General features: G+C 71.2%; 12 protein-coding genes and 1 CRISPR repeat array (1 of these 13 cut by a window edge). Of the genes, 5 read left to right on the top strand and 7 right to left on the bottom strand.

Annotation, left to right across the window (positions count from 1 at the left end; genetic code table 11):
- Positions 1–80: 80 nt before the first annotated feature.
- Both ACN27F_RS32115 and ACN27F_RS32110 read left to right on the top strand, forming a co-directional pair.
- A complete protein-coding gene (locus ACN27F_RS32115) occupies positions 81–1,253 on the top strand; it encodes an alpha/beta fold hydrolase (protein ID WP_421439212.1) in 1,173 nt (390 codons plus the stop codon).
- Positions 1,254–1,565: 312 nt separating this feature from the next.
- Positions 1,566–1,724: a hypothetical protein gene (locus tag ACN27F_RS32110; protein ID WP_421439211.1), complete on the top strand. Its 159-nt coding sequence runs from the start codon at positions 1,566–1,568 to the stop codon at positions 1,722–1,724.
- 199 nt (positions 1,725–1,923) lie between these two features.
- On the opposite strand, the gene ACN27F_RS32105 is transcribed toward ACN27F_RS32110, so the two are convergent.
- Genes ACN27F_RS32105 through ACN27F_RS32080 form a run of 6 tightly spaced genes read right to left on the bottom strand, consistent with a single transcriptional unit; the run spans position 1,924 to position 13,187 of the window.
- A complete protein-coding gene (locus tag ACN27F_RS32105) occupies positions 1,924–4,467 on the bottom strand; it encodes a TIGR03986 family type III CRISPR-associated RAMP protein (protein WP_421439210.1) in 2,544 nt (847 codons plus the stop codon).
- The gene (csx19, locus tag ACN27F_RS32100) at positions 4,464–5,102 is read right to left on the bottom strand and encodes a type III-D CRISPR-associated protein Csx19 (RefSeq protein ID WP_421439209.1); all 639 of its coding nucleotides are present in this window, start codon (positions 5,100–5,102) and stop codon (positions 4,464–4,466) included. Before csx19 ends, ACN27F_RS32105 begins: the two co-directional genes overlap by 4 nt.
- On the bottom strand, positions 5,099–6,859 hold the full coding sequence (locus tag ACN27F_RS32095) for an RAMP superfamily CRISPR-associated protein (protein ID WP_421439208.1): 1,761 nt from the start codon (positions 6,857–6,859) through the stop codon (positions 5,099–5,101). Before ACN27F_RS32095 ends, csx19 begins: the two co-directional genes overlap by 4 nt.
- Positions 6,859–9,258 (bottom strand): RAMP superfamily CRISPR-associated protein, encoded by a 2,400-nt coding sequence (locus tag ACN27F_RS32090; RefSeq protein ID WP_421439207.1) that lies wholly within the window; start codon positions 9,256–9,258, stop codon positions 6,859–6,861. Before ACN27F_RS32090 ends, ACN27F_RS32095 begins: the two co-directional genes overlap by 1 nt.
- On the bottom strand, positions 9,255–10,961 hold the full coding sequence (locus ACN27F_RS32085) for a Cas10/Cmr2 second palm domain-containing protein (protein WP_421439206.1): 1,707 nt from the start codon (positions 10,959–10,961) through the stop codon (positions 9,255–9,257). Before ACN27F_RS32085 ends, ACN27F_RS32090 begins: the two co-directional genes overlap by 4 nt.
- Positions 10,962–11,009: 48 nt before the next feature.
- A complete protein-coding gene (locus tag ACN27F_RS32080; RefSeq protein ID WP_421439205.1) occupies positions 11,010–13,187 on the bottom strand; it encodes a hypothetical protein in 2,178 nt (725 codons plus the stop codon).
- 200 nt (positions 13,188–13,387) lie between these two features.
- Between ACN27F_RS32080 and ACN27F_RS32075 the strand changes: the two genes are divergently transcribed.
- Positions 13,388–15,835, top strand: coding sequence for a hypothetical protein (locus tag ACN27F_RS32075; protein ID WP_421439204.1), 2,448 nt, complete (start codon positions 13,388–13,390; stop codon positions 15,833–15,835).
- Between the two features lie 155 nt (positions 15,836–15,990).
- Here the strand turns inward: ACN27F_RS32075 and ACN27F_RS32070 are convergent, their stop codons facing one another.
- Positions 15,991–16,296, bottom strand: a complete 306-nt coding sequence (locus ACN27F_RS32070; protein ID WP_421440585.1) for an HIT domain-containing protein — start codon at positions 16,294–16,296, stop codon at positions 15,991–15,993.
- A gap of 288 nt (positions 16,297–16,584) precedes the next feature.
- Between ACN27F_RS32070 and ACN27F_RS32065 the strand changes: the two genes are divergently transcribed.
- Positions 16,585–17,412 carry a DUF5753 domain-containing protein gene (locus ACN27F_RS32065; protein WP_421439203.1) on the top strand — a complete coding sequence of 276 codons (828 nt, stop codon included), beginning with the start codon at positions 16,585–16,587 and terminating at the stop codon, positions 17,410–17,412.
- On the top strand, positions 17,409–17,603 hold the full coding sequence (locus ACN27F_RS32060) for a DUF397 domain-containing protein (RefSeq protein ID WP_421439202.1): 195 nt from the start codon (positions 17,409–17,411) through the stop codon (positions 17,601–17,603). Before ACN27F_RS32065 ends, ACN27F_RS32060 begins: the two co-directional genes overlap by 4 nt.
- A gap of 443 nt (positions 17,604–18,046) precedes the next feature.
- Positions 18,047–19,200: a CRISPR direct-repeat array (repeat unit 36 nt; unit sequence GCCTCAATGAAGGGCAGCTCCCGAGAGAGCTGCGAC); it runs 6,298 nt beyond the window's last position.

Below are 19,200 nucleotides of genomic sequence, written 5' to 3'. Positions count from 1 at the left end.
TACCGGCCGGCGACTCAGCTCGACGCCCTCACCACCAGCGGGAGCAGGAGTTCCGCGTCGGTGCCGCTATGCTCCGGCAGGTGGGACACGCGCGACTCCGATTCGGCCACTACGAGCTGGATCTGAACGGCAAGCAGCTACGCCACCATGGCCAGGCGGTCCGCGTCGAGCCGCAGGCCGTCGAGGTGCTGTGCCACCTGATCGCGCACCGGGACCGGGCAGTCACCAAAGAGGAACTGCTCGACACGGTCTGGTCCGGCCGTCAGGTCACCGAGGCCGCCCTCGCCGCCGCCGTGCACGCCGCCCGCCACGCGGTCTCCGACACCGGCGAGCGACGGGAGGTCATCCGCACCGTCCACCGGCACGGCTACCAGTTCGTCGCCCCCGTCACCCCGGTCCCCACCTCGAATACCTACGATTCCATCAGGTTCTGCCGGACCATGGACGGAACCTGCCTCGCCTACACCATCCTCGGAGCCGGTCCACCGCTGGTCTCGGCGGCCAACTGGTTGACCCACCTCGGCCTCGACCGGAGGAGTCCGATGTGGCGCCACTGGTACCGGGACCTGATGCGCGACAGCCGGCGGACGCTACGGTACGACGACCGGGGCGGTGGGCTGTCCGACTGGTGCCCGCCGTCGGCGTCGCCGCAGGTGTGGGTCGAGGACCTCGACACCGTGGTCGACGCCGCCGGATTCGACACCTTCCCGATCATCGGCACGGCACAGGCCGCCGCCACGGCCATCGCCTACGCGGCGGCGCGCCCGCATCGGGTCAGCCGGATGATCCTGATCAGCAGCCACGCCCGTGGGCGCCAGGTCCGCGCCCGGACCGACCTGGACCGAAGGGTGGCCGATGTCGATCTGAACCTGGCCACGGTCGCCTGGCAGTCCGCCGACCCGAGCTTCCTGCGGGCCTACGCCGCCCAGTTCCTGCCCAACGCCACCGCCGCCGAGTGGGACGCCTACCTCGAATTCACTCAACGGACCACGTCACCGGAGAACATGGTCCGCTTCTTCGAGATCCTCGCCACCATGGACGTCTTCCCGCTGGCGCGACAGGTGCGGTGCCCCACGCTGATCCTGCACTCCCGTGGCGACCCGCGGGTCCCGGTCTCGGACGCCACGGAACTCGCCTCACTGATCGACGACAGTCGGCTGGTGGTGCTCGACAGCGACAACCATCTGTTCTCCGGGACCGAGCCGGCCTGGGCCGAACTGGTCCAGCACGTGGACGACTTCCTGGCCGACTGATCCGCTCGCCACCGCCCGACGCGGCGCCGGCCAGTTCGGCCCCTACGAACTGGATCTGAGCGGCAAGCGTGCGCTACCGCAGCCAACGGGTGCACATCGAGACACGGTCTGGCGAGGACGAGAGGTCACCGAGGCCGCCCGTCGCCACCCGTCGCAGGCCGCCGCCACGGCGATCGCCTATGCCGCACCGCGCCCGGATCGGGCCGGCATCGATCTGGACCTGGGCACGGTCGCCTGTGACAGTCTGCCGACCCCAGCTTCCTACGGGCCTACGCCGCCAGCACATGCCCAACGCCACCGCCGCCGAGTGGGATGCCACGGCCCGATGCGGTCCGCGCGCTGCTGACCCGGTTGGAGGTCGAAATCGTCGAGCGGTACGACGAACCCACGTACTGCGCCTTCAAGTGCCGTGACCCCGACGGCCACCGTGTGGAGGTGTACTGGGAGCCTCCCGCCACCGCAGCGAGCTGAGATCCCTGCGGTTGTCCGCCCGGAGACGGTAGAGGCTGTACCGCGATGTGAGGCTGAGATACCTAACCTGCCTCGGTTTACGTATCTCAGCCTCACATCGTGTGTGGAGCGCAGCAGATGTCAACTGCGCTCGGCAAATCACGGTGCAGCCACCGGCGTCCACCGCGCGTGTCGTGCCAGCCCGGCCATGGCCAGGTGGTCACGGACCCCTGCGGCGGCGGTTGTTGTCCCTGCCGCCCGCTCCACCGGCCAGGCCGGACGGGTGTTGGTTTCTACTCGGCTTGGAACGCGGGGACGGCGCTTGACCGCCCGGGCCGCCTGCAGCGCTCCGGCCGGACCGCTGTCGTTCGTCGTCACCGCCACCGAGGTACGGCAGGCGTTGGTCGGGGTCGCGCACGTGCGGCAACGCCCATCCTTCCGCCACCGCTCGGCCTGTTATTCGGTCGTTCTTGTCGAACCACTGGTAGCTCTCGGCCTGCGGCTGCCGGGTCATCCGGGGGTAGTGCACCTCCTCGGTGACGGACCTGGCGGCGGCCAGGTACGACTCGGTGGCCTCACGCAGCACCTCGTTGCCCTTGGCGATGCCGGCGAATCGGCCCGCGAGCGCGGTCAGCAGGTCCGCGTCGACCGGATCGGGGCGGGTCAGCCGTGACCAGCCGGCCCGGACGCCGGCGGCGTCCCACAGACGGGTCCGGTCCCAGTCGAGCTGGGTGGTGACGACGCCGAAGCCGTAGGGCTTGCCGGCGCCGAGCCGCAACGGCGTGCCACTGCCGAGGGTGAGCAACCACAGCAGGGCACCGAGTTCGGCCTCCGGCACGGCGTCGAGGAACAGCTCGACCTGGAAGGTCACCCCGGGTCGCACCCAGCCACGGTGGCGGACCAACTGTGTCGCGTGCTGCTTGTGCTCGGGCAGGGCCAGGTAGCCGCGGGCAGGAGTCGCGTGGTCGTGGCCTGGCTCCCAGTGGCCAGGAGCTTCCTCCCGCCAGCGGTACATCTTGCGGCCGCGCAGTCCCCCATCGCCGACGTACCCCTCGGCTTTGGGGACTCCTCGCCGCAGGGGTGTCCCAAGCTGGTCGGAGGCGGCGTAGAAGCGGGACTGGGTGGGTTTGGGGGTGCTCAGTGGAGCGAGGACGACCCCGTCCGGCGGGAACGCGTCGGGTTTCCAGTCGGGGGTGACGCAGGTGACCGACCGGACGCGCAGCCGGCCATGGTAGCCCGAGGCACCGTCGTTGGTCGCGGATCCGTCGTCGTTGCCGCCTGCCGGCACCCAGCCGAACAGCCGGTCCGCCGGGGAGAGCTCAGCGCGGTCCTGCGCCGGGTGCAGGCTGGGATGCAGCAGGTCGCCGGGGGCGGCGGCGAAGGGCAGCCGACCGATCATCACCGGGTGGACCTCGGTGATCTCGTGGCGCGACTGGTCGTACTTGACGTAGACGAGGGTGCCCGCCGGCAGGTCCCGCAGCGTCGTGGTGCTGGGCACGTGCCAGGACCGTTCGATCGTTCCGGCCGTCGCGGGGTCGCGGCGGTAGGTGGCCTGCGGGTCGTTGTACCCGTTGGCCAGGTCGTAGGCGCGCAGCACCGACTGCCAGTAGCGTTTGTGGTCGTCGGTGAGCGGCACGTCCTGACCGGGAGTCTCCACGAACAGCCGTTCGTGTTCTTTCTTCGAGATGGACTTCCCGGTGGCGGAGAGCCAGCCCTGCACAGTCCGGTGCTGCCCCTCGGCGGCACGGTCCGACCGGTCGACCTGTTCTTCCAGGCCCGCGAACAGCTCCTTCTCGGTGCGGGCCAGATGGGTGACCCGCCAGGCGCGGGCGCTGCCCTCGCCGTCGCGCCCGTGGACGACCCGGGCGTGGACCTCGGCTCCGTGGTGCTCCGACAGCGGTTTGCGGGCCAGGTCGCCGAGGAGGCGGGCACGTCGGGTGCCGTAGGCGGGCACCAGGGCCGCGTACTGGGTCTGGTTGCCGCTGGTCCGCGCCCAGCCGGAGTCTCCCTGGCACAGCCGGAACGCGGTGGTCCCGTCGGCGAGCTGGTGGACCCGCGCCGGGGTGAGGCCTTGCGCCGCCTCGGCGGTGACCCGGTAGGCGAGCCGCTCCTGGTGGTCGAAGAAGACCCCGTACCGGCTGGCGGTGATCGTTTCATAGGCGCTGCGCAGGGCACCCTTGAGAGAGGCGCCGTGGATCAACGGCCGGCCGTGCGGGTCGACCCGGACGTCGAAGGTGCGGATGCCGTCGGCGGGCTGCGTCGCGGGGCTGGCCGGCAGCAGCAGCGGGGTGACGGTGGTCAAGGTCAGGGCCAGGGTGCCGGTGAACTGTCCGCCGGCGTGGTAGGCGTGGCTGGGCGGAGCGACATCGTCGAGGCCGGTGCCGGACAGGCGGGTGCCGTCCGGGTCGCTACGGGGCAGGGTCGGCACGAACGTGTACGGGTTGACGAAGCCGCCTGCGGCGTCGAGCCGCCTTGTCCGATCCGGGTCGGTGGACACCTTCGCCAGCGCGGCGACACCGACCAGTCGGACGGTCCGCTTCCCGCTGGCAGCCAGGTCGGTGACGACCTCGACGGTGACGGTGTCGCCCTCGGCCATGGTGTCCACGTGCTCGGTGAGGGCACTGTCCCACTCGGCCGGGCCGAGTCGTTTCGGCTTGGCTGCCCTGGCCTTACCGCTGCTGTCGACCACCCCTTCGAGGACGTCACCTCGTTTGGCCGCCTCGACCCGAATGATCCGCTTCAGCTTGTCGTCCGACGTACTCATGCCGCCGTCCCTCCCTGCCCGGTCTCGGGGTCGGTCCCGGCGCCGACAGCCTGGTGGACGGCCCGCAGCGCGACCGTACGAACGTCGGCGACGTCGAGGTTGCCGTGGTCGTCCTCGACGAGGTACTCGACGGTCTCCACCGCGAGCGCTTTGGCTCCGACGGCCGTCACCGGCAGGTGGGCGGCGGCGTAGCGGTCGCTGCCCAGCGTGGTCCAGCCGGCTCTGGAGTGCGGCTGCGGGGTACCGGCCAGCAGCCGCTGGTGGGTGGTGGCGCTGCGACGCGGCGCCGGTTTGGCGGTGACCGGGCGGCCAGGCGGTAGGTGGGCCGGATCCTCGCCGAGGGCGACGGCGGCGCCGCGTCCCTCGGGTTCGCGCAGCCAGCGCAACTCCCGTTCAGCGTCGAAGAGCAGCAGCTCGTACGCGTCGGCGAGGACGTCGCCGGCGCCGCTGACGTGTTCGACGGCACCGTCGGGGCCGACCAACAGCCAGGTGGCGGCGCCAGCGGAGAAGGCGTAGCCGAGGGTCTGCCGTCCCGCCGACGGATGCCGGATGAACCAGCTCACCGCTTCGGCGGCGGTGAGCGCGGTGGCGGCGCGGACGGCGTGCAGGGTCGCGTCAGCGGTGGTTCGTCTCACGCTGCGGCCTCCTGGAACAGGTTCTCCCACGTGGCCATCGCGTCGACGATGTCCGTGGGTGGGTCGGCGAGGATGGTGTCGAGGGTGCGGTCGGCCAGTGACTGCCACGCGCCGGTGAGTCCGGCGCCCTCGAAGGTCACCTCGGTGACCTCGATCTGGCCCCGGCCGCGGGTGCTGCCGTAGCCGAGGGCCAGCCAGCCGTCCCGCAGGTCCCGCAGGACGAGCAGCAGCAGCGGCAGCGCGGCCGCTGCCGACTCGTGCCGGGGGTCGGACCCGGCGAGCCGAGCGAGCCGGGCGACGTCCACCTCGATGCGGATCGGCTCCCACCGGACGGTGGGTCGAGGCTCCAGGACGCTGAACAGTCGGTGGTCGCTGGCCCCGCCGGTCCACCGGTCGATGGCGACGTGGTCACTGACGTCGAGGGCCATCTCCGACGAGATGTCGCCGAGCATGCCGTACAGCCGCGCGCGGGCCTGGTCGCGGTCGCTGTTGCGGTCCGCCCGTTGCTGGCGGGGCTCGACGCTCGGCGCCGTCCGGTCGGTCGTGGCCCGGGACTCGGGGCTGACGGTGACCACGCCGTTCCAGGTCTGCGCGCTGACCTGTCCGAGGCTGTGGCAGTCGGCCACGGTCAGCGCGCCCCGCCAGCCGGTCGTTTCCTGGCTGGCGGCGACGTCTGTGGCGGCGTCTGTGGCGTCGTCGGGTCGACCCTGGCGGGGTCCGGTCGGCGCCGCCCCGAACAGCACGTCGACTCCGGTCGGCGGTCGACGCAGCGTCTCACCGAAGCCGTCGCCGTCAGCGTGGTCGGGGGCGTCCTGCTGTCGCAGGGTCCGCACGATCCGTTCGGCGTGGGCCCGTACGACACCGCGGATCGACGAGCCGGGCAGCAGCAGCCGCACGGTGCCGTCCGCATCGGTCGAGGTCAGCGGCAGCGTGTCGACCACCGTGCCGCTGAGCGAGTCACGCACCAGGACCGGGGTGATCGGCCGCCAGGCGATGGTGATCTGCAGCCGGCCGTCCTGCGGCGGCAGGTCCGCGACCAACGGCCGGGTGGGTTCGACGGCCCCGGTCAGCCAGGCGACCAGGCCCGCCGGTTCGGAAAGGTCGCCACGCCGAACGGTGACGTCGCGGAGTTCCACCCGCCCGTGGCCACGGCCCCGTCCGGCGCCGATCGGGACTCGGCCGTGGCACAGCCCGGCGATGATGGTCTCCACCGCGTCGTGGACCAGTGCCGGCCATCCGCCGGGGTACCCGGGTTCGGGCGAGGCGGTCGGGGTGTCCGCGACCAGACGCAGCGCGAAGGTGGTGCCGGCCGGGAGGACCTCCCGCGTGTAGAGGTAGGCCGCTGCGGCGCTGGCCGACCGGCGGTCGATACCGACACCGTCACGGACCGCCGGGGTGACCTGTTCACCGATCAGCGAAGCGTCGTCGATCCGGATCCAGGACGGTGATCCACTGTGTGAATGCTGCTCGACGTGCCCGAAGAGGGCATCCAGTGGTGCGGCTTGTCCATCGCCACGCAGCCGATCGCCACGCAGTCGATCGCCACGCAGTCGATCGCCACCGAACCGGTCGATGCCGGCAAGGTAGGCCCGGAGGGCTCCGGCGATGGAGGCACCGGGCAGGAAGGGCCGGTCGGTGCCGTCCCGGGCGATGCTCAGGTCCGCCAGGGCGGTGGTGTCCCAGCCGCCGACGTGGACCGGGCCGAGGCAGGTCAGGGTCCCGCGTACCTCGATGCGGGTGCCGATCGACTGTCCCATCAGGATTCTTCCTTCGCGGTGGTGGCGCGGGTGCCTGCGGCCGTCGCGTGACTGACCCGGACAAGGGAACGCAGGGCGGCGGTGACCGAGGTCAGCAGCGCCTCGGTGTGCAGCAGCCCCCGCACCGTGTCCTCCCGACCGGGGGCGAGGACCAGGGCGCGCTGCGGGCCGTCCAGCCTGAGCCGTTTCCAGACGAGGGTGCGGTCGGTGAGCAGCAGCGCGGACAGGTCACACAGGACGGGATCGGTCCAGGCCTCGCGGCGGGCCCGGACCGCTCGGGTGCCCGCCAGCCAGTCGCGGACCATGTCCGCACCGCCGGGGAGGGTCAGTCGTTCCAGTTGGGCGCGCAGCGACCCGAGCTGTGCCCGCTGGCCGGCCATCCGGTCGATGCCCTCGATGAGCTCCTGCGGCAGCCGCTCGGCGCTGGCCCGCCGGATCGCCCGCCGCCAGGCCTGGAGCTCGATCGGGTGGACCGGCTCGGCCAGTCCGGCCACCCCACCGGACCCGGTCGGCGCGGTCCGCGTCACCGCCGGCCTGGCCCCGGTCGTGAAGGTAACTTTGGGTGTGGCGCTGGACAGCTCCGGCGGGTTGAACCGGATTCGGCCGTACCCCTCGACGGTGCGTTCGCCGATGCCGTCACGTTCGAGCCGGCTGAGCACGGCCGGGTCCAGCGGGCCGGTCACGGTGAGGCGTACGACGCTGCCGGCCCGCAGCGCCACCTGGCTGGACCGAGGTCGTCCCCAGGCGACGGCGAATCCCTCCCGTCGGACCGCGGCCGTAGTCGGCAGCCCGGTAGCCGGCAGCCCGGTAGCCTCGACCGACGCCGGTGCCAGCGCGGCGGACAGTGCCCGGGCCAGCCCCTGTGGTGACGGATCGGGGGCCAGCCGTTCGTCACGCAGCAGGACGTCGGAGACGCACCACACCAGCAGCTGCCCGCCGGTGAAGGTCGGCGGCGGTGGGGTCGGCAGCGGATCGATCACCCGTACGACCTCGATCAGGCCGAAGTCGTCCTTGCGGGAACGACCGAGCCGCAACTGTTCCCCCGGGTCCAGCCGCAGCCGCGCCTGCTCCGGAAGCACGATGTCGGTGCAGAGCAGCGTGCCGGCGGCGATGCCGAGATTGGTGAACAGACCACCGCTGGCGACGGTCGGGCGGCGCTGCGCGTCGTCGACGACCGCGTGGGTGGACACGGTCTTCGCCGGGTTGGCCGGCCGCCAACCAGTTGCGGTGGGTGCCACCCACCCGGTCATGGGCTTGGTCTGCTCCTTGCATGCCGGGTTACAGCGGAGGACGTTATGGACAGTGTCGCCCCGGCCCTTGTTGCTCCGGTGCCACACCGTCGGCACCGGGCGGGCGGGGACCACCGAGGCAGGGTCGCGGGGGTCCTCGATCGCCGGCACCGCGTCGCCGACCCGCACATCGGCCAGGCCGATCCGGGTACGCCCGGCACCGGCCGCCGAGGGTCCGGGCTGCGTACGGCGCAGGATCGTGCCGAGCAGCATCGTGCCGGGGATGCTGTCATGGCCGTTGATGACGTTTCCCAGCACGTCGGCGACGGCCACCACTGGGGTGCGGACCCGCAGCACGACCCGCACGATCCGGTGTCGGTCCGGGTGCAGCCGGTCGTAGGGGTGCACCTCGACCAGCGGACCGGCCGGCGGTGGCGACGGCGGGGCGGCGGGCACCCCGCCGGCCAGCAGTTCGACCAGCCGACGGTCGGTCACCGTCGCATGCGGACCTTCGCCGTCCACCTGTGCGCCGGGCAGCAGGAAGGCGACCCGTCCGCCGCCCCGGTTGCGTCTGCCGCCGACCGCCTCGATGAGCTGGGCGCCAGCGCGCAACAGCAGCTCCGCCGGCAGCGGAAACCGATCGGGTTCGCCCGGGAGCGCGGCGGCGACGCTGACCTGTGCGTACAGCCGCATGCCGCGCAGCGCCCGTTCCTCGACCCGGAGGAACCGGTCGGCGGCCGTGCCGGTCTCGTCGTCGATCGCCACGCCGGGACGGAGGACAACGGCGGCCTGGGCCAGTGCCGGCTGGTCTCTGACTCCGTCGCGCAGCCAGGCCGGAGCACGGCCGGGGGTCACCCGCAGGACCGCCGGCGTCGGTTCTCTTCCGGTCCGCGCGAAGATTCCTTCCTCTGGCGGTACGTGGGTGCCGAACAGCCAGTCCACCCACGCCCGCCAGGCCGCCGGCGCGCCGCTGCCCCGGTCGAAGGTGTCCGCCGCCGTTTCGCAGGCGTCCCGCCAGATCCCGACGATGGTCTTGGCCGGCACGAACGGCAGCTGGTCGCTGTCGCGGCGGACCTCGGCGTCGATGCTGCCCAACCGGCCCTGGCCGGTGCCGATGTGCCAATCGCTGAGGAACACCAGGGTGATCTCGAAGGTCGTGTGCAACGTCATCGGACGCCTCCTTTGGAGGCCGACCGGTCGGTCGGCGGGTTCGGGACGAAGGCGTCCGGGCGCAGGCCGTGCAGGTGCATCGCGTCGAACAGCCGCAGGAACGGCACATCGGCGCGGTCCGCCGCAGCCGTGCGACCGCCGTCGGCGACCGGGCGCGGGGGTGGTGGCTGGACGTCGAGAAGTGCGCCGGCCCGGCCAGGGTCGGGGGCGCGGGCCACCGTCAGGCCCATCTGGTGGCGGTACTCGGCCAAGCTCCGGTCGGCGGCCTCACGTAGCGCGTGGGCCTGCGCGGCCGACAGCCAGCCGGATCGGCCGAGCCAGCCGTTGATCTCGTCGAGCAGTTCCACACTGCGATGACGCAACGCGACGGGCAGATCCTCGACTGGGCCGAGCAGGTAGGGGCCGGCGTAGCGGGCCACCCGTGGGCCACACTTCGCGGCCGGTTCAGTGTGCTCCCGCAGCAGTGTCAGGTCCTGCAGGGTGGAGGTGTGTGCCACGTGGAGGTCGAACGCGGCCAGCGACCGGCTCTGCGGCCCACGCCGGGGCTCACCCTCGGATCCGCCCTCGGACCGGAACTGTTTGGCCGACACGGTGAGCGCCGCTGCCAGTTCGTACGCGGCACCGAACGGGTGATGGGGCTTGATCACCGCGACCCCGGCGGAGGCGGTGAGGCCGGCATGGCCGGTCGCCTGACAGGCGATGGCCGACAGCGTCGGCTGGTCGGCGGTCCGCCGGGCGAACCCCTCGGCGAAGGCCCGCACGAACGGCACGGCGAGCGCCGCGTCGCAGATCAGTGTCACGTCGTCTCCGCCGACGACGATCGGGAGCAGCCGCCCGGTCAGGTCTTCCCCCGCCCGCTGGTCCTGCAGGGCGGCGACCGCATCCCGGACGGCGTCCCAGGTCGCCGTCTCCAGCTCCGCGGACACCTGCCGCTGGTAGCGGAGATGGGTGGCCAGGTCCACCGAGTCGGTGCCCTCGATCGCCATGACATGGTCGATGAAGCCACGGAACAGGTCACCGACGCCGTTGCCGTCGGCGTGCACGACCGCCGCCCACCCACTTTGCCGCAGGTCGTCGGTGTTGGCCGGTACGACATCACCGAGATCGCCGGGCAGCTGCTGCAGGAGCCGGTTGCGGGCCCGATGTCTGGCGTCGGATCGGGCCAGCACCTCGGCCGAGGCCGCCACGGGTTCGTCCTCGCCGTACCGTTCCTCGTCGGCGGCCGGCTGGCCGCTGTCCCGGCACAGCCGGTGCCAGGGAAACACCCGGTCGCGCAGCAACGGATCCCGACGGGCCGCCCGCGCTTTGGCATGCAGCGCGTACGTTTCGGACCGGGCCGGCTCGTGCGCGGCCGGGTCGGCCGCGTCGAACGGCGGGCCGACCGCCCCGGTCACCAGTAGACCCGGCGCCTTCCGCAGCGCCTGTTCGCTGACGTCCCGGATGACGGCCCTGCCGGCGTCGCGCGTGCCGACCAGCAGCAGGGCCTTGCCGGAGGCGGTCATCACCACGGTTGCGTCGGGGCCGCCGAGTTGCCCGACCGCGGTCGGCACCCATTCGGTGCCGACCTCGTGGACGAGCTGGGACGCCCCGACGACGTGCCGCAGCCGGTTGCTGCCGAAGATGTACCGCTGGTTGCCACCCGTCTCGATCAACACCCAGTGCCGGTGGCCGGCGTACTCGGTCGGGTGCGCTCTGTCACTCATGTCCATGGTCTGGCCATTCATTCGGTGAAGGGCAGGGGGTGCGGGTCGCTACCCGCGCATGCTGTGGCTGGCGATGGCCGCGAGTGTCGTGTGCCAGTCGTGCCACTGGGTGCGCGGCAACCCGCTCACCCGTTGATCGCTGGATGTCCCGTCCGCCGAGACGCCGGCACGGACAATGACGCGGTCGAGCAGCGCCACCGCCGCGGCGGCGTCGCAGGGCTCCACGGTGACGCCGTGAGCGGCGGCCACACACAGGGCCCGCGCCACCACCCGGGCGGTCGCGGCAACAGCCTGCGGCGAATCCCGGCGCTCCGTCGGGTCGGACAGCACCGTGCGGGCGTGCCGGACCGCCGTCGCGCAGGCTCGCGCCCGGGTTCCGCGTTCCCGTTCAGGCGTCGCCAGGGCAAGGTCGGTGGCGATCCGGGCCGCGAGCTGGTGGCTGGAGCGGGCGGCGACGGCCTTGGCGGCGTATCCGGCCGTTTCCCGGCGGACGACCTCCGTACGCACCGCCGCCACCCGTTCCTGCACGGCGAGGGCCTGACGAAGGTCGCCGCGCCGGCCGCCGCGAGCCCGCCAGTCCGCGTAGTGGTGCAGGTGGAACACCTGGGCGTCGCTGAGGGATCCGATCGCGTCGGCCACCTCGACGTCGGGGTCGATACCCCGTGCCGTCAACGTCGCCGACCACCACGACCGCATCGCCGACGCCGGGACCTGGGACCCGGCCACCTCGGTCCGGTCCGCCGGGGAGGTTACGTCGAGCAGCGCCGTGATACCGATCTCCAGCAGGTACGCCGCCGCGCCGGGGTCCAGCCATCCGGACCGCCAGGACGCCACGATGTGCTGCTGCGAGGCGATCAGCCGCCGTACCGAGGACACCTGATCCTGATCCGGGTCTGGGCCGGTGTCGGTGTCGGGGCCGGGCAGGGCGCGGGTCGAGTCCCACACATCGAGGTAGGCGGCGTAGCCGTGCAGCAGCAGCGGCACCGGGTCCGTCGGATCGAGCGCCTCGGCACAGCGCTGGACGGCGAGGGCGACCAGCTCCCGGGTCTGGTGACGCAGGGCGGGCTGCGTCGCCAGTAGTTCGTCGCGGTAGCGGAGGTAGTTGGTGGCGACGTGGGCGACCAACAGGTGGGCACGGCGATGCGACACCGGAAGGTCCGCCAGTTCCCCGACGTCGGGCAGCGTCGGCAGCGTCGGGGCTGGTGCGCGGTCGAGGCGGGCCACGCCGCCGAGAGTGGCTGCCACGAACGGAGCCACGACGGCTCCCACCCGCACCATGGCCTGGACCCGACGGGAACCCTGGTCGTCCTCGGTCAGCCAGACCACTCCCCTGCCGGGACGCCCGACGGCGAGCAGCCGATGGCACCAGGCCGAGGCGATGTCGTCGAGAGCGTCCCGGGGCACCGCCGCAGCGCCGCCAGCCGGGTCGCCGGCCCGGTCCCCGGCGAGTCCGAGCACCGGAAGGGTCGCGTCGACCAGATCGAACGACGTCGGCCGCCACCGGCTGTCGGCCCGTTCCACGTTGTCGCCGCCGGCCGGTTGCCGGGCCCCCGGATCCTGGGCCCCCGGATCCTGGGCCCACGGACGGATCTCCGACGGGGCGTCGTCACCGGCGATCACCCGGGCCCGGTCGACCTGTGTCCCCCACCGGGCTGACAGCGACCGCTGCACCTGGCGGGCCTGAATCGCCGCGACGACCAGGGCCGGCTGGGCCCGGTAGACCTCAAGGACCAGCCCCGCCCACACCGCCAGGCGGACTTCGAGGTCACAGTCGCAGGAGGCGAGCCGCTGGGCGGCAGCGGCGACGGCGGCCGTCGCGTCACGCAGCAGTCGGTTGGCGGCAGCCAGCACCGCAGCGGCCTTGGTGTCGGGGCCGTACCGGTTCAGCGTGGCGTTGCTCAAGCCGCCGGGCAGGGATGCCTGCGACCGCGCCCAGACCGCCCGGCCCGCCCACGACCAGTCCCGGTCGCCGTCGGTGGCCGGCGCGGCAGGCGCGGCCGGCACGGCGGCGTCCAGGCTGGACCGTTCCGCTCTGTCCGGGGCGGGTGCTCCTCGCCCGATCTCGGCCAACGACAGGGCGGTGTAGTCGCACACCCAGGAACGGTGGAACGGGGGGATGTCGCCGTCCACTCCGAACAGCGAGGCGATCTTGCGGGCCACCCGGACCTCGACCACGTCGGCGCGGCGCGCCTCGGCTGCCGGGATCTCGGCGGGGAAGACATGCACGGGCGACACCCTACGCACAACTACTGACATAGTTCAACTACAAAAGTAGTCACCGAGCGGTCACGGATTGGCTGTTGGCAGGCGGTCTGGCACCGTCACCTCGACGTCATCACCCACCTGCGGCAGGCCGGCAAGCACAGTAGAGACAGCAACCCGACATTCCGAAACGACCCGGGATCGTGTCCTCCACAATGGCGCCCATGCGCCTGCTGGTTCACATCACCGGGGAAGCGGACCTCCTCCTTCACTCCGGCTCCCGCAGCACCGACGTCGACCGCGCCGACCGGGTCCAGGACCGCTGCCGACAACTCACCACGGCCGCCACCGGCCCCACCGGACCATCCGCGGCCCGACGGCTACTCGCCGACGGCACCTGGGACGACGACCATCCCCGCACTCCCGCGCCCAGCCCGCTGATCGGCGCGCTGACCAGCCTCGCCGAGACCTCGGACCTCGACGTGGTGCTGATCGGCACCCGACAACAGCCACCCCACCCCCTGGACACGACGCCGATCGCCCAGGCCCTCACCGAGGTGCTCGGTACGCGGACCGGCGAGGCGGCCGCCGTCCACACGGCCACGGTGGCCACAGTCGCCGGTTTGGCGGAGGCGGACGTCGTCCGCGCCGTCGCCGCGCACCTCGACGGCTCCCCGCGCTACGCCGAAGCCATGGTGACCTGGGGTTCCGGGTCCACCATCCTGAACATGGGGGTGCTCACCGCCCTGTCCCAGGCGGGACTCCCCTGGCGGCTGATCCTCACCAGCGGCCCGACCGCGTACGAGATCATCGACCCGCTGCACAGGCTCGACCGTGACCCGGTCGCGGGTGTCCTGGTCCGCTGGCGGATGTTCCAGGCTCTCACCGACCTCGCCCTGGCCGACCCGCCCATGGTCGGGCTCACCGACGACGGACACGACCTCGTCCGTCGGGCGGCCGAGCGCCACGACCGAGGGTTCGCCGCGCACGACACCGAGTCGTTACGCGCGGTGCTCGCCGACGCCGTCGTCCGCCGCGACGGCACCGCCAGCCTCACCGTCCGCCGCTATGTCGTCAGCCGCTACGAGGAACTACTCCGCCTCGACCAGGCTGACTGTCCCTGGGCCGAAGACCTCCTCCGCAAGTACGAGAAGCCCAACGGCGGCCCACCACTCGGCGCGAAGCTCCGCTTGATCGCGCACAACCACCACGACGACCCGATCATCTGCGCCTCCGTCGGCCTGCCGTCCTACCGATGGCTGTACGGATCCGAAGTCGCCTCGCTGCAGAACATCGGCAGAGGCAGCCACAACCTCCGGCCACCCACCGACTGCGACGCCACCTTCATCGGTGACTACCTCACCCGGTTCGCTGTCGACGGCGACGGTTGGAGCGACGCCGGTCTGCCTGAGCCGCCGGTCGCCCCGGCGGACACCGTACTGGCGGTCTGGCCAGCCGGAATCCAGCGTGGCGGCGCCGCCGACAGGCCGGTCGGGGACCAGCTGCGTGACGGAATCCCGCTGGCGGTGGCGGAATTCCTCGGCATGCGGGAGACCCGGCTGCGTGCCGTCATCTTCGCCGCCGACGACGGACAGGGCAGCCTCGACATCGCCACGGCCGACGCCGAGTCGATCACCAAGATCACGCACCACGTCACGGGTACGACCAGAGGCGAAAGCTGGGTCGAGCCGATCACGATGGCCGACATCGACGACACCGCCGTCGAGCGCGCCATCGAGGCCCGGGTCACCCGCGAGACCGGGGCGCTGCTCCTCATTCCGACCGGCCACAAGCCGGTGGTCCTCGCCCTGATCCGCGCCATGCGCCTCGTCGGTGCCCGACACGGCATCCCCCTGTTCGTCCGGGAGAACGCCACCCCCGCAAATGGCAGCGGCTACCGCGACGTCCACCTGTGGCCCGCCATCACCGGCGGAGACCTTCCCCTACTCATCGCCGCCGAGCGCGCCCTGCGGTCACTCGAACTGGACGTCGTCTGGCGACTGCTGGCCGCCTCGGCCATCGGCAAGGACGTGACCGACCAGGCACGACGACTGGCCGACGCCTTCGCCAGCCGACAGCCGCCCGACGGCGACCGACAGACTCCGGTCAGCGCCGCCGACACCAGTTGGACCAAGGGCTTGGCCGTCCAGCGGCTGGAACTCGTGCACGCGGCCCTCGACGAGGCGACGACACCGGCTGCCCGCATCCGCCTGCTGGTCCTCGCCGCCGATGCCCTGGAAGCATCCATCGCCGCCACCAAGCCGGACGACAACAGGGACGGGACGTACGGAAAATTCCGACAGGATCTGGCAAAGAACATCAATGGACAGAACATGGCGCAGGCATGGCCGGCGCACATCCTTCTGCTACTCAACCGAGGTCGTGACCACGCCCCGATCACCCACGGCACCGGGACCACCGCAGACGCGGTCATCGCCGAGGCGGCCGACGAACACGCCCAGAAGTGCAAGCTGAGTGCGGCCGACGCCGCGCTGCTCCCCCGATCCCTGCCGGAGCTGCTACGCGAATCCGTCGCGGCCGCCGCCGCACTGCCAGAATTGGGCAAAACCGGTCAGAACAATAGCCTGCTGGACCGGCACCGCCAGGTCCTCGCCGAAGTCGGCGATGCCATCCGCAGCCGGCGGCAGACCGACCGCCGCCTGCCCACATAGCATTCGGAATCGGTCCACGCCTGCGCCCCGGCTGAACCATCACTACCGCTTCGGGCGTTCGACGGTGGCGGTGAACACACAGCACCGCGAAGTCCTCCGGCTCGTAGTAGGTGAACCACCGCGGGGCCGGAAAGTCGTCGGTGCGGCGCCAGCCGTCACGACCACCGTGCTTCATGCTGATCAACACCGTACCGCCGGGCCTCAGGACCCGACGGATGTAGTCGAGCGCGGTGGCCGACGGCCCGGCCGGTGGCGGCGGCCGGGTCGGTACGCACTGTCAAGATCAGCGCGTACGCGTCCCGCACCTCCTGCGGGGTGAGGCCGAAGAACGACTCGACGTGGCGCTTCGGCGCGATCTCGGTGTGCCCTTCTGCCGCCGGGAAGTTGTCCGACCGGGCGAAGCAGGCCCAGGCAGAGCCGCGACCGCTGAGCGCAGCCGACGTGTGGCCTCCTCGCCGCAGCTTGCGCCGCTCGACGTGCGGCGACAGCGGCGGGGACGCCTGGATCAGGCCACTGACTACGTCCGGCCAGCATGGCAGCTAGTCTGGCTCACCCATCCCATCACAACCTCCGTTGAATTCACCATTGTCGCGGCCCGCGTTTCCTTCCCCGATAAGGCAGAATCGATCGTGTACGCCGGGGTCTGCCTCCACTGTGACGTGGCGACCCGGCGACCGTCCAGACCAGGTGTTTCATTTTGAAACATTGGCGCGGGTGGTGATTTTGTTGCGCGAGAGAGAGGTGAAGCGATGCCGGTCACCGGACCGACTGTGGTGCGCCGTCAGCTGGGGCGGCGGCTGCGCCGGCTGCGGGAGGAGGCTGCCCGCACCGAGCAGGAGGTGGAGCGGGCGAAGGTCTGTTCGCGTACGACGTTGTGGCGGATTGAGAACGGCAAGTTTCCGGTCAAGATGAACACGGTGCGGGGTCTGTGCTGGTTCTACGGTGCCGACCCGGAGACGACGGATGTGTTGACCCGGCTCGCCGGGGCCTGTGACGAGCACGGCTGGTGGGAGTCGCACGGCGACGCCGTACCAGACTGGTTCCGCTTGTACCTAGGCCTCGAAGCCGCCGCCACCGAGATCCAGCTATACGATCCAGAACTGATCCACGGTCTACTCCAGACGCCTGACTACATGCGCGCGGTGTTCCGTGCCGCCGACCGGCAGGCGTCCGAGCAGCAGATCGAGCGCCTGGTGTCACTGCGGCTGGACCGGCAGATCTCTTACTACGACCGGGCCGAGCCGGCCCGGATCGTTGCCGTCTTCGGAGCCGGCGCGCTGGCTCGTGAGGTCGGCGGTCCGGCGGTGATGGCCGAGCAGCGCGCCCACCTGGCCAGCGTGGGTCGACGGGTCCGGGTGGAGATCCGCGTCCTGCCCTGGTCCGCCGGTGCTCACGCCGCGATGGTCAGCCCGTTCACCCTGCTCGACTTCGCCGATCCCGACGACCCCGACATCGCCTACGTTGAAACCCAACTCGGTTCACGCTACCTGGAACGTCCGGAGGAGCTGGCCGAGTACCGTCGGATCTTTCGAGAGATCCGCGAGCAGTCGATCCCGATCGAGGAGCACCTGGCATGAAGCCTGACACCCCCTGGTTCACCTCCAGCCGCAGTGGCGGCAACGGCGGTCAGTGCGTCGAAGCACGCCGGCACGCAGGCCAGGCCGAGGTACGCGACAGCAAGGACCGCACCGGCCCCACCCTGACCTTCAGCTCCGCCCAGTGGGGCACCTTCACCACCGCCCTGCAGACCGGCGCCCTCCCCCACTGACAGACGATGTCGCCCGCCCGTACCCAGGGTGGGCGACACCCGCCCTGTAGTGCCTAGTCGCCGAACGCCGGGAGATGGACGGACATGACGTCTGGCTGGGTGCCTCAGGTCAGGGACTCTCAACTGCTGGCAGCTGACCACTGCGGGTAGTCGCGGTCCACGCAGCGATCCTGTCCGCTCGCCCGAGTCTGCCGTCCGCTGACGACAGGAGCAGCTCACGGGGTAGATGTGAGCCTCGATCGCCTCGTAGCCGCCAGGGACGCCCCGGCCTGCACAACAAGGGACAGCTACCCGACATCGAGCGCCGCCGCACCCGGCTACGCCGACGGCCAGCATGCCCACGACCCGCGTAACCCGCAGCCACCCACAAGGCTTGGGACTACTTACCCCGAGGGAGCTGCGACGGGATCGGTGAACGCCAGCGTGCCCAGCGGCAGCGCGTCGCCTCAAAGAAGGGCAGCTCCCGAGAGAGCTGCGACACAGGTTGCGATCGTGGCGCGAAGACGGGCGGTACGCGCCTCAATGAAGGGCAGCTCCCGAGAGAGCTGCGACATCGCTGCCGCTGTTGCGGCTGCCCGTGGCGCGGCTGGGCCTCAATGAAGGGCAGCTCCCGAGAGAGCTGCGACCGGTACCCGTTCGGCGTGGTCGTCAACTCCACCACGCCTCAATGAAGGGCAGCTCCCGAGAGAGCTGCGACTTCCGCAGAAAAGCCTGTCTGAAATGGGTGAGGCCTCAATGAAGGGCAGCTCCCGAGAGAGCTGCGACGCAACCACCAACGGATCGGTCGGACCGGAGAACGAGCCTCAATGAAGGGCAGCTCCCGAGAGAGCTGCGACTCACGAATGCCGAATGGGACGACGCCAATCAGGCCTCAATGAAGGGCAGCTCCCGAGAGAGCTGCGACTCAGGTCCTCGGTGCCGCCCCGCTTGATGACCGCGCCTCAATGAAGGGCAGCTCCCGAGAGAGCTGCGACGTCCCGGCCCGCTCGTTGAGCAGGTACGCCGGGTCCTTGCCTCAATGAAGGGCAGCTCCCGAGAGAGCTGCGACTGGTACGGCGGCAGCCCGCAAGAGTCCCCGCAGTACCGGCCTCAATGAAGGGCAGCTCCCGAGAGAGCTGCGACTTGAGGAAATCGCCAAGCGCGGGGTTGGCGAAGCCTCAATGAAGGGCAGCTCCCGAGAGAGCTGCGACGAATGCCTCCGGGTACAAACAGCTTCGCGCGCTGCCTCAATGAAGGGCAGCTCCCGAGAGAGCTGCGACCGGGGTGATCCACGAGGCCGGGCCGGGCCTGGTGCCTCAATGAAGGGCAGCTCCCGAGAGAGCTGCGACCCAAAAGCACACACAAGCCCACGCCACCCCTACGTCAGGCCTCAATGAAGGGCAGCTCCCGAGAGAGCTGCGACCTTGATGAGGCTCGGGAGCACCTTGCTAGCGTCGCGCCTCAATGAAGGGCAGCTCCCGAGAGAGCTGCGACCACGCAGCCGGTCGTACCGGCCGAACAGCCCCCGGCCGGCCTCAATGAAGGGCAGCTCCCGAGAGAGCTGCGACTGGAGCCCTCGTTGTCGGCGAACCAAATCAGTTCGCCTCAATGAAGGGCA

The organism is Solwaraspora sp. WMMB335, from assembly GCF_049179075.1.
In the GTDB taxonomy this organism is placed as follows: Bacteria; Actinomycetota; Actinomycetes; order Mycobacteriales; family Micromonosporaceae; genus Micromonospora_E.
The sequence above is the reverse complement of the archived record's forward strand: the minus strand, read 5'-3'. Positions and strand labels throughout refer to the sequence as shown.

Coding starts and splice junctions, on each gene's coding strand:
- ACN27F_RS32090 (WP_421439207.1), bottom strand. CDS start 9,258: ATGACGTTGCACACGACCTTCGAGATCACCCTGGTGTTCCTCAGCGAT.
- ACN27F_RS32075 (WP_421439204.1), top strand. CDS start 13,388: ATGCGCCTGCTGGTTCACATCACCGGGGAAGCGGACCTCCTCCTTCAC.
- ACN27F_RS32060 (WP_421439202.1), top strand. CDS start 17,409: ATGAAGCCTGACACCCCCTGGTTCACCTCCAGCCGCAGTGGCGGCAAC.
- ACN27F_RS32065 (WP_421439203.1), top strand. CDS start 16,585: ATGCCGGTCACCGGACCGACTGTGGTGCGCCGTCAGCTGGGGCGGCGG.
- ACN27F_RS32095 (WP_421439208.1), bottom strand. CDS start 6,859: ATGGGACAGTCGATCGGCACCCGCATCGAGGTACGCGGGACCCTGACC.
- ACN27F_RS32110 (WP_421439211.1), top strand. CDS start 1,566: ATGCCACGGCCCGATGCGGTCCGCGCGCTGCTGACCCGGTTGGAGGTC.
- ACN27F_RS32105 (WP_421439210.1), bottom strand. CDS start 4,467: ATGAGTACGTCGGACGACAAGCTGAAGCGGATCATTCGGGTCGAGGCG.
- ACN27F_RS32085 (WP_421439206.1), bottom strand. CDS start 10,961: ATGAGTGACAGAGCGCACCCGACCGAGTACGCCGGCCACCGGCACTGG.